The organism is Flavobacterium sp. LHD-85 (assembly GCF_030929595.1).
GTDB lineage: Bacteria > Bacteroidota > Bacteroidia > Flavobacteriales > Flavobacteriaceae > Flavobacterium.
On the sequence record NZ_JAVFVR010000023.1, the window covers coordinates 1 to 15,976 of the forward strand.

The following is a 15,976-nucleotide window of genomic DNA, read 5'->3' on the forward strand; positions in this document are numbered from 1 at the left end:
TATTGCGGCGGGGCTCACCTCTTCCCATCCCGAACAGAGAAGTTAAGCCCGCCTGCGCAGATGGTACTGCATTATTGTGGGAGAGTATGTCGTCGCCTTTCTTTTGAAAACCCCGTTTCGTTAGAAACGGGGTTTTTTGTTTTTGGGAATTTTGAATATCCGGATGGCTTTTGCGATGCTATAGCCCTGATGCCTTCATATTGGCTGATGCGTTAGTGATGGGAGCGGCATCCTTTTGCGGGATATGCAGAACTTCTTTTTTTTCCTATCGCCCCGCCCGCAAAAGATACAGCGGACAGCACGGCCCGCCGTGGCGGGAAACGTCATAATTGTCATCATCTTAGTTTAATAAGTGTTAAATTATAGTCAATTGTTGGCGGTTAAATATTGATACTTTAGACTTTTTGGATTTGAATGAGTATTTTTGTGTTTCAATTATTTTATTTAAACATGAAGAAAAATATTTTATTGTTAGCACTTATTGCTGTAACAGGTTTAAGTGCGCAACAACGTCCAAAGTTAGTTGTGGGTATAGTTGTCGATCAAATGAAAATGGAATATTTATATCGTTTTTCAGATGATTTTTCTCCAAATGGCTTTAAAAGACTAATGAATGATGGATTTACTTTCCAGAATATGCATTACAATTATATGCCAACTTATACTGCTCCTGGACACGCTTCAATCTACACAGGTACAACTCCAGCAACTCACGGAATTGTAGGTAACGAATGGTTTAGCAGAACGCTTGGTAAAGAAATGTATTGTACTGATGACGCTGGTGTTAAAACAGTAGGTGACGGTACAGCAGAAGAAGGTGCTATGTCTCCAAAAAACCTTCAAAGTACTACAATTACTGACGAAGTTAGAATGGCTACCAATTTTACTGGAAAAGTTATTGGAATGAGTTTAAAGGATCGTGGTGCTATATTGCCAGCAGGACATTTTGCAAACTGGGCATTTTGGTACAGTAAAACGGGTTCTTTTATTTCTAGTACTTTTTATGGTGAGAAATTACCTGACTGGGTTACTGAATTCAATAATGAAAAAAACTACTTAAAATATATTAATAAAGGTTGGGATTTATACAAACCAGCTTCGGTTTACAATGAAAGTCTTCCAGATAACAATCCATACGAAGGAAAATTATATGGAAGTGCCGCACCTGTTTTTCCATATGATTTGAAATCAATGTATGAGAAAAATGATGCAGGAGTTATCAGGGCAACTCCTTTTGGGAATGACTTGTTAGCTGAATTTGCTAAAAAAGCTATTGAGAAAGAAGGATTAGGTAAAGATAATAGTACTGACTTCTTAACCGTTAGTTTTTCTTCTACAGACTATGTAGGTCACTTACTAGGTCCTAGATCTATGGAACTTCAAGATACTTACTTGAGGTTAGATGAAACAATTGCTGATTTTTTAGCTTATCTTGATAAAACAGTTGGTAAAGGAAATTATTTGCTTTTCTTAACGGCTGACCATGCTGGCGCTGAGAATGTAATTTACCTGAAAGACCGTAAGTATAATGTAGATAATTATCCTTCAAAAGAGGTTAAGAAAAGCCTACAAGATTTTTCAGTTAAAACCTTTGGTGTAGATTTAGTTCAAAATTATTCAAACTTTAATGTTTTCTTTAATAAGCAAATTATTAAGGATAAGAAATTGGATCTTGATAAAGTTAAAGATACTTTTAAGAAGTTTTTAATCACTCAGCCACAGGTTAAAAAAGTTTATACTGAGGAAGAAGTTTTAGCTAATGCCGGAAATGATTACGCTCTTAATTTTGTAGCAAAAGGCTATGATGTTACACAAAATGGCGATTTAGTCATTGTAGATAAACCTGGAATGATTGAATATACACCAACAGGAACATCACATGGTACAATTTATAGCTACGATACGCACGTTCCTGCTATTTTTTATGGCTGGCATATCAAAAAAGGAGAATCTTACGATAAGAAAGCTATTACAGAGATTGCTCCAACAATAGCGCAGAAAATTAAAGTTACGTTTCCGAATGGAACCGAAGCGAAGGTCATGACTGAAGTTCTAGATAGTAAGAAATAACAAAAAAGATAATATTTTGAAAACCTGTCTTCATGACAGGTTTTTTTTATGGCATAAAAAAAGGCTTTTCAATTAAGAAAAGCCTTTTGTAATAGTGATTTAGTAAGCACTTGTATAAGTATTAGCACTATGCGTTTGCTAATACTATTTCTTCGTTAAAAGGAAGATTCCAAGCTTCTGCAACTCCTTTGTAAAGGATTTTTCCATTAGCTACATTCAATCCTTTTTTCAATTCTTCATTTTCTGCGCAAGCTTTTTCCCATCCTTTGTTAGCTAATTGTACAGCATATGGTAAAGTTGCGTTTGTTAAAGCTAAAGTAGAAGTGTAAGGAACAGCTCCTGGCATATTAGCTACACAGTAGTGAACGATATCGTCAATAATGAATGTTGGATTTTCGTGAGTTGTAGGAGTACAAGTTTCAATACATCCTCCTTGGTCTACAGCTACGTCAACAACAACAGTTCCTGGGCGCATTAATTTAAGCATATCACGAGTAATCAAGTGAGGCGCTTTTGCTCCTGGAATTAAAACTGCACCAACAATTAAGTCAGCATCTTTAATTGCTCTTGTAATATTGTAGTGGTTAGACATTTCTGTATTTACGTTTGCTGGCATGATATCATCCAATTGACGTAAACGTGGTAAGCTTAAGTCCATGATAGTAACTTGAGCACCTAATCCAGCAGCCATTTTAGCAGCTTGAGTTCCTACGATTCCTCCACCTAAAACTAATACTTTTGCTGGTGGAACACCTGGAACACCACCTAAAAGGATTCCTCTTCCTTTTAATGGTTTTTCAAGATATTTTGCTCCTTGTTGAATTGCCATACGACCAGCAACTTCTGACATTGGAACTAATAACGGTAAGCTTCTGTCTGTTTTTTCAACAGTTTCGTAAGCTAAACAAACAGCTCCTTTTTCTAACATTGCATGCGTTAATTCTTCTGAAGAAGCAAAGTGGAAGTAAGTAAATAATAATTGATCTTTTTTGATCAATGGATATTCGGAAGCAATTGGCTCTTTTACTTTAATGATCATTTCTGCAATAGCATAAACTTCTTCAATAGTTGGTAAAACAACTGCACCAGCTTCTGCATATTCTGCGTCAGCGAAACCACTTCCTAAACCAGCAGTAGCTTGAACATAAACTGTATGTCCATGTTTTTTCATTTCCGAAACACCTGCAGGAGTTAAAGCAACTCTGTTTTCGTTATTTTTTATTTCTTTAGGAACACCTATTATCATTTTGTTATATTTTTTTGTTTTTATTGAATTTGCTTTACAAATCTACAGATAGAGAATAAATTATGGTTTAATGCTTAATAAATAAGAAAATATTATTTTATTTTTTATTTTTACAGAAAAATATTCTGTTTTGAGGCGAAATTTATTCTTCAAAAAGAAAAAATGACTAATTCGGACTAATTTTAATAAAACGTTTTCGTTATGGCTTTAGATGAAATTGACAAAAAAATCCTACGCCTTTTACAGGAAGATGCGCATTACACTTTAAAAGACATCGCAAACAAAATAAATTTGTCTTTGACACCTGTTCATGATCGTGTGAAACGCCTTGAAAAAGATGGTATTATCGAAAAATATGTGACACTTCTTGACAAGAAAAAACTTGGGAATAATTTGACTGTTTACTGTCAAGTTACGCTGACAAAACAGACTTATGATACTTCGGAAGGATTTAATCAGTCGATTTTGAATTTGCCTGAGGTTGTAGAATGTAATTACGTTTCTGGAAACTTCGATTATATGCTGAAAATTATTATTCCAGACATGGAAAGTTATCATCATTTTCATCAGAAAAAATTATCGGTTCTACCTGAAGTTTCTCTAATAAATACCGTTTTTGTGATTTCGGAGGTAAAGAGTACTACCGTTCTTCCTATTTAAACTAAAACAAAAAACCATCAAGAAAGCCCTGATGGTTTTAAGAAAAAAAGTTAGTTTGGTTGAATTAATAATATGTATAACGTCTTACTTTGGCAATATATTTTGCTAAACGAATAACTTGATGGCTGTAACCATATTCGTTATCGTACCAAATGTATAATACTATATTTTTTCCGTCTTTAGAAACGATTGTAGCATTGCTGTCATAAATAGATGGGGCCGAAGTTCCAACTATGTCAGACGAAACCAATTCGTTATTCAAAGAATATTTTATTTGCTCTACCAGTTCTCCTTCAAGAGCATATTTCTTCATAATTTTATTGATAGCTGTAATGGATGTTGCTTTTTTAACTTCTAAATTTAAAACAACAAGAGATCCATTAGGAACAGGAACACGAATTGCATTTGAAGTTAATTTGCCTTCTAATGTTGGCAAAGCTTTCGCTACAGCACTTCCTGCGCCAGTTTCGGTGATAACCATATTCAAAGCTGCGGCTCTACCGCGGCGGTATTTTCTATGCATATTATCAACCAGATTTTGGTCGTTGGTGTAGGCATGAATTGTTTCTAAATGTCCTTTTACAACACCAAGCGTTTCTTCAATTACTTTTAAAATTGGAGTAATTGCATTTGTTGTGCAAGATGCGGCAGAGAAAATATTTACTTCTTCAGGATTAAATTCATTGTGATTCACACCATGCACAATATTTGGAACACCTTTGCCAGGAGCGGTTAACAAAACTTTACTCACTCCATTTGATGTTAAATGTCTTTTTAATGCTTCTTCAGTTGTAAACGCTCCAGTGTTGTCAATTACTAAAGCATCATTTATTCCATAAGCAGTATAGTCAATTTCTTCTGGTGAATTTGCTGTAATGATATGAACGGTTGTTCCGTTTATAATTAAGGCGTTGTTTTTAGCATCGGCAATTACAGAGCCTTGAAAATCTCCGTGAATTGAGTCATATCGCAATAGAGAAGCTCGTTTCTCTAAACTTGTTGCATCATTTTTATCACGGGTTACAATTGCTCTCAGACGCAATTGATCTCCTTTTCCAGTTTTAGACATTAGCTCTCTCGCCAATAAACGTCCAATTCTTCCGAAGCCATACAAAACAATATCTTTTGGTTTGATTTCTTTTGAAGATTTTGCTTTTTTCAATTTTTCGATAACAAAATATCTTGCATCAGGATATTTTTCATCTTCTAAACGATATTCATAAGTTAGTTTTCCGAGATCTATTTTTGCTGGCGGAAGATCTAAAGATAAAACTACTTTTGCGATTTCAACCGAATCAAAAATACTTATCGGTTTGCCCACGAATTCACCGGCATATTGATGAAGATTTATAATATCACTAACGTTTTTATCCAATAACTGATTTTTGAATAAAACCATTTCGATAGACTTGTCATACCATAAATCGCTTATGATTTTAATTAATTCTACACCGGCTTTTCTTCGGTCGACTTGTAAGGATACCTCTTTTTGGTACAATGATTTGTTACTCATAATTGAAAAAATAAAATGCTCACTATTTTAAAATTTTGCGCAAAAGTATCTATTTCAATCGATTTCGTAAACTATTTTAGCATTTATTTTTGAAAATAAAAAAGCCACCTTAATTTTCTTAAGATGGCTTTTTTGAAGTTTTCAGTCGCAGTCACAGTTTTCAGTTTTTAGTAACTGAAAACTGTGACTGAAAACGGCGACTTAAATAATTATTCTGAAAATCTCTCCATTTCTGTTGATCATTTCAATTCTTACGCTTTGTCCTTCGTCTTTTTTACTTAAAAGTTTAGAAACTGTTTCAACGTTTGTTGCTTTTACATTATCAATGCTTAGGATAATATTTCCTAGTAGTTCGTTTTGATATTGCATTAAATTCTCGTTTGTGATGTTTTTAATTTTAACCCCGTAATCAATTCTGAATTTTTTCTTGTCTGCAGCATCAATGTTTTCTAATTCAATTCCTTTAAATTCGGCGCTGTAAAACTCATTTTTACTTAAAGTTACAGGAACGGTTTTCGTTTTTCCTTCTTTAATATAAGTTACTTTTACAACATCGTTCGGGCGTTTTGTATTGATGTAACCTGATAAATCTGCATAGGTTGCAATATTCTGATCATCCAATTTTACGATGATATCACCTTTCGTTAAACCAGCTTTTTCTGCACCAGAATTTTTAGAAACTCTATTAATATAGAATCCTTGTGTTTCTGTTACTCCTAATTCTTTAGAAGCCGTTGCATTCAATTCGCCTCCTTCAACACCAAGAATACCTCTTTGAACATTTCCATACTCCATAATATCCTCGATAATTTTGCGAGCAATATTAGAAGGAACGGCAAAAGAATATCCAACATAAGAACCTGTCATTGAAGAAATCATGGTATTAATTCCAATCAATTCGCCTCTCGCATTCACTAACGCTCCACCGCTATTACCTGGGTTTACGGCAGCGTCAGTTTGGATAAAAGATTGGATTCCGCTTTGATCCAAATTTCTAGCTTTCGCAGAAACTATTCCAGCAGTTACAGTAGAAGTTAAGTTGTAAGGATTTCCAACTGCCAATACCCATTCTCCAACTTTTACATTGTCAGAATTGGCAAAAGCAGTGTAAGGAAGTTTCTCATCGGCATTGATTTTTAAAAGAGCAATGTCCATTTTAGAATCGGTACCAATTAACTTCGCTTTGTATGATTTTTTATTGTTTAAAGTAATTTCGATTTCTGTAGCGTCTTTAATTACGTGATTATTAGTAACAATATATCCGTCTTCAGAAATAATTACGCCAGAACCAGTTCCTACTTGTTCTTGCTGTTGCTGTCCGCCGTACCCGTAGAAAAACTCAAGCATTGGATTGCTTACAGTTCTTCTCGAAACATTTTTTACGTGAACAACAGTGTGAACGGTTTTGTCTGCGGCTTCGGTAAAATCTAGTATTTCGGCACCTAAACCAACATTTTTTCCATAAGAGTTAGGGGCAAGAGTTACAACAGAATTTCCTTTTCCAAAAAAAGAATTGTTGCTTTCAAATAATAACTTGTAAGCACCAAGAGTTATAGCACCACTTAGCAATGACACTAAAAATAAGGCTGAAAATCTTTTCATGTTAGAATTTATAATTTAAGTTATTAGAAATTTATGTTTTTAATATTTAACGTAAAAATACTTCAAAAAATTATTTGTAAAAATGGTTTAACTCTCTTTAACAATGATTAACATTTCATTAATTAATAGTTCGTACTTTTGTATTTCTAACAACTAAAAAATGCAAATAGAATTTTATAAATATCAAGGTACAGGAAATGATTTTGTAATGATTGATAACCGTTCCAATTTCTTTCCAAAAGATGATGTAAAACTTATTGAACGTTTGTGCGACAGACGTTTCGGAATTGGAGCAGACGGATTAATTCTTTTAGAAAATGATTCTGAAACCGATTTCAGAATGGTGTATTATAACTCTGATGGAAATCAAAGTTCGATGTGCGGAAACGGCGGTCGTTGTCTTGTTGCTTTTGCTAATCAATTGGGTGTAATTGATGACAAAACGACTTTTATCGCAACAGATGGTTTGCATCATGCTTCGGTTAATGCCGATTCAATTGTTTCTTTGCAGATGATTGATGTTAATGAAATCCAGAAAAAAGATTCTTATACTTTCCTAAATACAGGTTCACCGCATCATGTACAAATTGTAGATGATTTGGAGCATTATAATGTAAAAGAAAACGGAGCTGCAATTCGTTATGGAGAATTGTACGGGGAAAAAGGAAGCAATGTCAATTTTGTAAAAAAAGTAGATAATGATACTTTTTCTTTAAGAACCTACGAAAGAGGTGTTGAAGACGAAACTCTTGCCTGTGGAACTGGCGCAACAGCAGTTGCAATTGCAATGAACGCAATTGGCGAAACAGATAAAACCTCGATAAACTTAAATGTTGAAGGCGGAAAACTTGTCGTTTCTTTTGATAAAGATAATGATGGCTATACCAATGTTTTCTTGACAGGTCCTGCGAAATTCGTTTTTAAAGGAACAATTGAGATTTAATGTTAAATCCCAAAAAATTAAAATCCAAATACCAATCGAGATCTAAAATCTGAAATATCGAGATGATAACATTAAAAGGAGATTCAATTTATTTGCGGGCACTCGAACCTCAAGATTTAGAGTTTATTTATTCTATAGAAAATGATGAGAATATCTGGGAAGTTAGCAATACGCAAACTCCTTATAGCCGTTTTTTGATTAAACAATATTTAGAGAATGCCCATCAGGATATTTATGAGGCAAAACAGCTTCGTTTGGCGATCTGTCAGGATGAAGATTTTCCTGCTATCGGATTGATTGATTTGTTTGAATTTGATCCTAGAAATAATAGGGCAGGGATTGGTATTGTCATTCAGAAAGAAGAAAATCAAGGGAAAAATATTGGTTCTGAGGCTTTAGAACTTTTAATAAAATATTCTTTTACTAATTTAAATCTCCATCAATTGTATGCAAATATTGGAGTACAAAATGTAGCGAGTATTGCACTTTTTACTAAATTTGGTTTCAAGAAAATCGGAATAAAAAAAGACTGGATTTTGTATCATAACCACTATCACGATGAAGCAATTTTTCAGCTAATTAATAAACAAATTTAAATTTTAAGCTTTGAGTCTAAAAAAAATAATCACAATAAGTGCCGTAGCCATTATTTCAGTTTTATTGATTTATGGTTTTATATTAATCAGTAAAATATTTAGTTCTAATACTAAATTTGAGGAAAAAGAAGTGTACGTTTATGTGCCCACAGATGCAAATTATGCTGATGTAAAAAAGATTTTGGCACCCTATATAAAGAATTTTGACAACTTTGAAATGGTTGCCGAAAAAAGAGATTATCCAGAAAATGTAAAATCGGGTCGTTTTCTTTTAAAGAAAGACATGAACAATATCGACTTAGTTCGTGCAATGCGTTCTAATATTCCAGTTAAATTGGTTTTTAATAACCAAGAACGTTTAGAGAATTTTGCAGGAAGAATCGGAAAAGAAATCGAAGCTGACAGTTTATCATTATTGAAAGCTATAAAAGATTCAACATTTTTAGCAGCAAACGGATTTAACGAAGAAAACGTTTTTGCAATGTTTATTCCAAATACTTATGAGATTTATTGGAATACATCGGCAGAGAAGTTCCGTGATAAAATGATTAAAGAATATCATAATTTTTGGACAGCTGATAGAATCGCCAAAGCAAAAGCACAAGGATTAACACCTGTACAGGCAACAATTTTAGCATCAATTGTTCATAAAGAATCGGTTAAAAAAGACGAAAGACCTCGTATTGCAGGAGTTTATTTAAACCGTTTGCGTTTAGAAATGCCATTGCAAGCAGATCCAACGGTTATTTATGCTTTAAAATTGAGAGATAACGATTTTGATCAAGTTATAAAAAGAGTTTTTTATAATGATTTAGTTATGAGATCTCCGTATAATACTTACATAAACAAAGGGCTTCCTCCTGGACCAATTGCAATGCCTGATATTACGGCTCTTGAAGCGGTTTTAAATCCAGAGAAGAACGATTATATTTATTTCTGTGCAAGTGTTGATCGTTTCGGATATCATGAGTTTGCAGCAACATTGGCAGAACATAATGTAAATGCAAAAAAATATTCTGATTGGATCGCAAGTCAGGGTGTAACAAGATAAATTTAAATCTGAAAAGATTAGAAACCGAAGTAAAATTTACTTCGGTTTTTTTTTTGTTTTTTTCGAATGTAAAAGTAGGATCGAAATCGAAAATTTATGAAATTATTATTATGACTATTTTTTATGATGAAGTAATAAAAAAATAAACATTTTTTAATGTTGAATTTTATAAAATTCTAAAAGTGACTTTCAAGATTTGTATAAAAATCCATGATTTTATTATAAGAAAAAACTTTCTTTTCAATGAAATTTGCTTAAAATTTATATAAAATGCGATTTTTTTTGACCCTAATTTTCAATTTTTGCGGGTGAAACGAGAGAGTGAAAATCTCGTGGAATCCATTATGATAACTGGGATGATAGCGATTTACGTTTTTACGTAAAAAACGCTAAACTATTGATTTTAAGCATATTTTTGAAATAGCTTATCTTTGCAGCGTAGAAATTTCAAGAGGGTGACAGCGTCTTGAAGAAAAACAATTTATGATAAAGAAATGGTATTTTTATGCGAGTTTAGTCGTTATTATTACATTTTTAAGTTTGGGATTTATTCCCTCTAACCATGAAACCAAACCTTGGTTTTTAATTGAAAAAACAGATGGATCAGAATACATTTTTCCATCAAAAGAAAAAGATGATTATCCTAAAATCGCAAATGTCCCATTTACAGGAAATCGTCTTATAGGATTTAAAGAAGCAGTCGCTTTTAAAGAATCACAAGGGCAATACAGATTAGTAAACACTCTTGGTTATATGGGTAAATATCAATTTGGTTCTAAAGCTTTGAGAGCAATTGGAATTAATGATAATAAAGCCTTTTTAAAAGACCCTGCTCTACAAGAAAAAGCTTTTATGGCTTTACTAGCCAAAAACAAATGGATTTTACGTTATGAAATCGAAAAGTATCAAGGTAAAATCATCAGTGGTATCGAAATTACCGAATCTGGAATTTTAGCTGCAGCACATTTAGGTGGTGCAGGTTCTGTAAAGAATTTTTTCAAAAACAAAGGAAGCAGACATTTTAGAGACGCTTTCGGAACTTCTTTGAAAAGCTACATGAGAGATTTTGCAGGTTACGATCTTTCTTTTATAGAAGCAGATAGTAACGCAACAGTAAACGACTAAATTAAAAGAGGTTGTTTCGCAACAGTGAAACAACCTCTTTTTTATCCTCTTTCATGAGTAATCTCAATCTACAACTTTTTTCTCATCATTGATAACTGAAAACCGAGACTGAGACTGTAAACTCTAATCTATTAGAGCTTCTAAGATTTTTATAGCCGCTTCGCTTATTTTTGTTCCAGGGCCAAAAACGGCTGATGCACCCGCATCAAACAAGAATTGATAGTCCTGAGACGGAATAACACCACCTACAATTACCATTATATCTTCTCGTCCGTGTTTTTTAAGTTCTTCGATTACTTGCGGAACCAAAGTTTTATGTCCAGCAGCAAGTGATGAAACTCCCAAGATATGAACATCATTTTCCACAGCTTGTTTTGCAGCTTCTGCAGGAGTTTGAAATAACGGACCTATATCAACATCAAAACCAACATCGGCATAACCTGTAGCGACTACTTTTGCGCCTCTGTCGTGACCGTCTTGTCCCATTTTTGCAATCATAATTCTAGGACGTCTTCCTTCTTGTTTGGCAAAAACATCTGCTAGTTGTTTTGCTCGCTCAAAATTTTCGTCATTTTTTATTGCTGCACTATACACTCCGCTAAAAGATTTGATTTGTGCTTTAAAACGGCCAAAAACAGTTTCCAATGCATTACTGATTTCGCCTAATGTTGCTCTGTTTCTAGCGGCTTCAACTGCATTTTCTAATAAGTTTCCTTGTCCTGTCTGCGCACAATGGATTAATTTTTCTAGTGACTTATTTACTTTTTCAGAATCTCTGGTTCGTTTTATTTCTTCAAGGCGTTCGACTTGCTGTTTACGAACCAATTGATTGTCTACATCTAGAATATCCAACGGATCTTCTTTTTCTAAACGATATTTATTTACGCCAACAATAATATCTTGCCCGCTGTCTATTCTTGCTTGTTTTCTTGCGGCAGCCTCTTCAATTCGAAGTTTCGGAATTCCAGCTTCAATTGCTTTGGTCATTCCGCCAAGTTCTTCTACTTCTTCAATTAATTTCCAAGTTTTCTCAACAATGTCATTGGTCAAACTTTCAATATAATAACTTCCAGCCCAAGGATCTACCGTTTTAGTAATTTTGGTTTCCTCTTGAAGAAATATTTGAGTATTTCTAGCAATTCTTGCAGAGAAATCTGTTGGAAGCGCGATTGCTTCGTCTAGAGCATTGGTGTGCAAAGATTGTGTTCCGCCAAAAACCGCTGCAGAAGCTTCTATACAAGTTCTCGCTACATTATTAAAAGGGTCTTGTTCTGTCAAACTCCATCCGCTAGTTTGGCAATGTGTTCTTAAAGCCAGAGATTTATCACTTTTTGGATTAAACTGTTGTAATAGTTTTGCCCAAATCATACGGCCAGCTCTCATTTTAGCAATTTCCATAAAATGATTCATCCCGATTGCCCAAAAGAAAGATAATCTTGGAGCAAACTCATCAATGGTCATTCCTGTAGATAATCCAGTTCTAATGTATTCTAAACCGTCGGCCAAAGTATAAGCTAATTCAATATCGGCCGTTGCTCCAGCTTCCTGCATGTGATAACCAGAAATAGAGATAGAATTGAATTTTGGCATTTTCTTGCTAGTAAACTCAAAAATATCGGCAATGATTTTCATTGAAGGAGTTGGAGGATAGATATAAGTATTTCGCACCATAAACTCCTTTAAAATATCGTTTTGGATTGTTCCTGCTAATTTTTCTGGACTAACGCCTTGTTCTTCTGCAGCAACAATGTAAAAAGCCATAATAGGTAAAACGGCTCCATTCATGGTCATAGAGACAGACATTTCGTCTAACGGAATCTGATCGAAGAGTACTTTCATATCTTCAACAGAATCAATTGCAACTCCTGCTTTTCCAACATCACCAACAACTCTTTCGTGGTCTGAATCGTAACCGCGATGCGTTGGTAAATCAAAAGCGATTGAAAGTCCCTTTTGGCCCGCAGCTAAATTTTTTCTGTAAAAAGCATTGCTTTCTTCTGCAGTAGAAAATCCTGCATACTGGCGAATCGTCCACGGACGGCGTACATACATCGTTGCATACGGTCCACGTAAATTTGGTGCAAAGCCGGCTCCGAAATCAAGAAATTCTAAATCTTCGATATCTTTCTCCGAATAGTTTTTTTTGATTTCAATTCCTTCGGCAGTAGTAAAGTTGTCAGAACTAGAATTAATTTCTGGTTCCTGATTTTTAACTTCTAGCTTTATATTTTTAAGGTCTTTTCTCAATTTAAATATGGTTATTTAAGTGCGATTAAATCTCTTTTGATTTCTTCTAAAAAGTCATCGATGTTAGAGACATCATTTGGATTTTTTAAATAATCTTTTGTTCTTTTTCTAACTTGATCAATTTGCCACTCAGGAATTTTGTATTGAAATTCAGTTATTGAATCGTTTTCAACTGATATTATTTCATTAGGTCTTTTCATAATACTTTAGTTTAAATTCAAAAACTTATCTCTTAATTTTATTCAAGCTCCAATCGTTCCTGCTCCATTTTCTCAGCCAATCTTTTTTCAATAATTGGCGTAATTAATGTTTTTCTTGGTTTGATTTTTACAAAAGGAAACAATTCTAAATCCTGTTTCATTCGGTCTTCTTTGTTTGGATATTTGTTCGTTCCTAAAAGAATTTCTTTTTTAGAATCGAATAATTCCTGTTCTTTATTGGCGCTTTCTTGAATTTTCTTTTTGATTGTACCATCGTTTAAAAGTTTCAAGAAACCACCGCTAGCTTCAATTTCTTTAAATAAATTCAAACTTTTTTCTGCCAATTGCATCGTTAAACTTTCAATATAATAACTTCCATCAGCAGGGTTGTTCACTTTGTCAAAATAGCTTTCGTGTTTTAAAATCAAAAGCTGATTTCTTGAAATACGATCGCCAAATTCATTGTCTTTATGATATAGTGCGTCGTAAGGCAAATTAGCAATTGCATCTGCGCCACCCAAAATAGCCGACATACATTCGGTTGTCGTGCGAAGCATATTCACGTTGTAATCGTAAATGGTTTTATTTCGCTTTGTTGGCGTTGCCAATATATGACATTCGATTTTGGAATCGTACTCTTTGACAATCAAATCAAAAAGCATTCGAAGCGCACGAAGTTTAGCTATTTCGAAAAAATAATTAGTTCCAACAGAAACTTGAAAAACGATAGATTTTGCTGTACCAGAGAAACGATTTAAATATTCATTCGCATGTGCTAAACTGTAGGCAATCTGTTGCGTAATATTGGCGCCTGAATTTTGATACAAACCCAAATCTACACTCAACAGATTTAAATTGGTTGTATTCTTAAAAAGTATATCTAAGGTTTCAAAATTATTTTTCTCCGAAGTTGTAAACCAATTTCCTTCTCTTGCCAATTGTCCAATCGGATCAAAGTTGCAATAGAAATTGGCTTTTTTCTGGATTGAAAGAGTATCTAATTTTTTAACGAAATCGATTGAGATAAAATTGAAATTAAAGTAAACGGTTTTGTTTTCTAAAGGAAGATTTTCCAATAGTTTTTGAACATCAATTTTATCATTTTCTATTGTAAAACGAAGGCTTTCTGCACCTCTTTCTAAAGTGTTTAAAGCGCGTTCGATTGATTTCTCTACATCGAAAACAAAGATATTTTGGCAGATTTTAAAATCTGAGGCTTGAGTATTTACATTTGCTGCTTTTGTAAACTCATCACTGTGATAAAAAGGTTTTACCTGAATATCTTCTGGCGAATTCCAAATAACAGTTTGATTGTAATCGGCTCCATCTAATTCAAACTGAATTTTTTGTTTCCATTGTTTGGATGAAATCGGATTAAAATCGTCGAATAGGTTAGTGGCCATTGTAGTTTTTTTGATTATTCTTTTTCTTGAATCGTGTCTCCTTCAAATTGTATGATGTAAATATCCTCGCTGTCTTTTTTCATAAAATATTTTTCGCGGGCGTATTTCTCAATTTGCTCTGGATTTTTGAGAAGCTTAATCTGCTCCTGATCTTTTTTGATCTCGTCCTGATAATATTTTTTATTATCCTCAAGTTCATGTATTTGCTCATCTAAAAAGCGATGATCAAAATACGAGTAATTGTCTAAAAACAGCATCCAAACTATAAAAAACAGCAAAACCCAAACGTATTTGTTTCCTAGGTATTTAAACCATTTTTTGTCTTTGTATGGATTTTTAAATTTCATTTTTAAACGAATATTTCTTTTGAATTTGAGTGTTGTCTTTAGCCCCGATAGTAGTGAAAATCCTTTTGTGCCGGGGTTCGGCACAAAAGATTACTTCACTTAATTTTTATTTTCATTGGAGTTCAGTGAACTCCGTTTGTAACGAATAGCGGGAATCAGCTCCTAATTATTATGGTTTAAATTTACGATAAAAATTATGAAATTCTCTGATTAATTACAGCGCGAACTACATCTATTGCTACCGTATTGTATTTGTCATTCGGGATAATAATGTCTGCAAAAGCTTTAGAAGGTTCTATAAATTGCTCATGCATAGGTTTTAAAGTTGTTTGGTAACGGTTTAAAACTTCATCAATATCGCGGCCTCGTTCTGAAATATCTCTTTTTAAACGACGAATTAATCTTTCGTCAGAATCTGCATGAACAAAGATTTTAATGTCAAACATATCGCGTAATTCAGGATTTGTAAGAATTAAGATTCCTTCAACAATCATTACTTTTCTAGGATGTGTCGATACAGTATCGTCTGTTCTGTTATGTTGAATAAAAGAATAAACTGGCTGATCAATTGTTTCACCAGCTTTAAGAGCTTTTAAATGTTTTACCAACAACTCAAAATCAATCGCTCTAGGGTGATCGAAATTGATTAAAGCTCTTTCATCAAACGATAAATTATCGGTTTGTTTGTAGTATGAATCCTGAGAAATTACGCCAACTTCTGTGTCTGGTAATTCATTCATAATTTGGTGTACTACTGTAGTTTTTCCACTTCCTGTTCCTCCTGCAAGTCCGATAATGAGCATAAAATTTTTGTTTGATATTTGTTTAGCAAAAATAATAATTTAACTGAATTGCTAAACATTTAAAATAATTTAACCATATAAGTAATGTAAGTAAATTTAAGCTAGAAAATATTTAAGCAAAATGTTACTTAACTGAAATTACTACCGTTATATTGATAAAAGACCGAATT

14 protein-coding genes and 1 rRNA gene are annotated in these 15,976 nt (G+C 33.5%); 7 read left to right on the plus strand and 8 right to left on the minus strand.

What is annotated here, in order from left to right:
- A 5S ribosomal RNA gene (gene rrf / locus RB618_RS22810) occupies nt 1-101 on the plus strand; the annotation flags it as partial.
- Between the two features lie 349 nt (nt 102-450).
- Nucleotides 451-2,070, plus strand: a complete 1,620-nt coding sequence (pafA, locus tag RB618_RS22815; protein ID WP_308070935.1) for an alkaline phosphatase PafA — start codon at nt 451-453, stop codon at nt 2,068-2,070.
- A 127-nt stretch (nt 2,071-2,197) separates the two neighbouring features.
- Here pafA and ald read toward each other — a convergent pair whose 3' ends face one another.
- Nucleotides 2,198-3,316, minus strand: a complete 1,119-nt coding sequence (gene ald / locus RB618_RS22820) for an alanine dehydrogenase (RefSeq protein WP_306156242.1) — start codon at nt 3,314-3,316, stop codon at nt 2,198-2,200.
- Between the two features lie 201 nt (nt 3,317-3,517).
- Between ald and RB618_RS22825 the strand changes: the two genes are divergently transcribed.
- Nucleotides 3,518-3,976 carry an Lrp/AsnC family transcriptional regulator gene (locus RB618_RS22825; protein WP_008467950.1) on the plus strand — a complete coding sequence of 153 codons (459 nt, stop codon included), beginning with the start codon at nt 3,518-3,520 and terminating at the stop codon, nt 3,974-3,976.
- 64 nt (nt 3,977-4,040) lie between these two features.
- Here the strand turns inward: RB618_RS22825 and RB618_RS22830 are convergent, their stop codons facing one another.
- Nucleotides 4,041-5,489 (minus strand): glyceraldehyde-3-phosphate dehydrogenase, encoded by a 1,449-nt coding sequence (locus RB618_RS22830; RefSeq protein WP_308070937.1) that lies wholly within the window; start codon nt 5,487-5,489, stop codon nt 4,041-4,043.
- 201 nt (nt 5,490-5,690) lie between these two features.
- Nucleotides 5,691-7,091 carry a trypsin-like peptidase domain-containing protein gene (locus tag RB618_RS22835; protein ID WP_111426735.1) on the minus strand — a complete coding sequence of 467 codons (1,401 nt, stop codon included), beginning with the start codon at nt 7,089-7,091 and terminating at the stop codon, nt 5,691-5,693.
- A 160-nt stretch (nt 7,092-7,251) separates the two neighbouring features.
- Between RB618_RS22835 and dapF the strand changes: the two genes are divergently transcribed.
- The 4 genes from dapF (at nt 7,252) to RB618_RS22855 (ending at nt 10,806) form a co-directional block, all read left to right on the plus strand.
- Nucleotides 7,252-8,034 (plus strand): diaminopimelate epimerase, encoded by a 783-nt coding sequence (gene dapF, locus RB618_RS22840; RefSeq protein WP_111378442.1) that lies wholly within the window; start codon nt 7,252-7,254, stop codon nt 8,032-8,034.
- A gap of 62 nt (nt 8,035-8,096) precedes the next feature.
- Nucleotides 8,097-8,630: a GNAT family N-acetyltransferase gene (locus RB618_RS22845; protein ID WP_111426733.1), complete on the plus strand. Its 534-nt coding sequence runs from the start codon at nt 8,097-8,099 to the stop codon at nt 8,628-8,630.
- 10 nt (nt 8,631-8,640) lie between these two features.
- Nucleotides 8,641-9,681 carry an endolytic transglycosylase MltG gene (gene mltG, locus RB618_RS22850; RefSeq protein ID WP_308070938.1) on the plus strand — a complete coding sequence of 347 codons (1,041 nt, stop codon included), beginning with the start codon at nt 8,641-8,643 and terminating at the stop codon, nt 9,679-9,681.
- 483 nt (nt 9,682-10,164) lie between these two features.
- On the plus strand, nt 10,165-10,806 hold the full coding sequence (locus tag RB618_RS22855; protein ID WP_274254124.1) for a peptidoglycan-binding protein LysM: 642 nt from the start codon (nt 10,165-10,167) through the stop codon (nt 10,804-10,806).
- A 123-nt stretch (nt 10,807-10,929) separates the two neighbouring features.
- On the opposite strand, the gene scpA is transcribed toward RB618_RS22855, so the two are convergent.
- From scpA to udk, 5 genes are all read right to left on the minus strand, one after another.
- Nucleotides 10,930-13,053, minus strand: a complete 2,124-nt coding sequence (gene scpA, locus RB618_RS22860; protein ID WP_308070939.1) for a methylmalonyl-CoA mutase — start codon at nt 13,051-13,053, stop codon at nt 10,930-10,932.
- Between the two features lie 11 nt (nt 13,054-13,064).
- A complete protein-coding gene (locus RB618_RS22865; protein ID WP_308070940.1) occupies nt 13,065-13,253 on the minus strand; it encodes a hypothetical protein in 189 nt (62 codons plus the stop codon).
- A 38-nt stretch (nt 13,254-13,291) separates the two neighbouring features.
- Nucleotides 13,292-14,656 (minus strand): methylmalonyl-CoA mutase subunit beta, encoded by a 1,365-nt coding sequence (locus RB618_RS22870; RefSeq protein WP_308070941.1) that lies wholly within the window; start codon nt 14,654-14,656, stop codon nt 13,292-13,294.
- Nucleotides 14,657-14,670: 14 nt separating this feature from the next.
- Nucleotides 14,671-15,003 (minus strand): septum formation initiator family protein, encoded by a 333-nt coding sequence (locus RB618_RS22875; RefSeq protein ID WP_202006373.1) that lies wholly within the window; start codon nt 15,001-15,003, stop codon nt 14,671-14,673.
- Nucleotides 15,004-15,197: 194 nt separating this feature from the next.
- Nucleotides 15,198-15,806: a uridine kinase gene (udk, locus tag RB618_RS22880; RefSeq protein ID WP_008467967.1), complete on the minus strand. Its 609-nt coding sequence runs from the start codon at nt 15,804-15,806 to the stop codon at nt 15,198-15,200.
- Nucleotides 15,807-15,976: the final 170 nt, after the last annotated feature.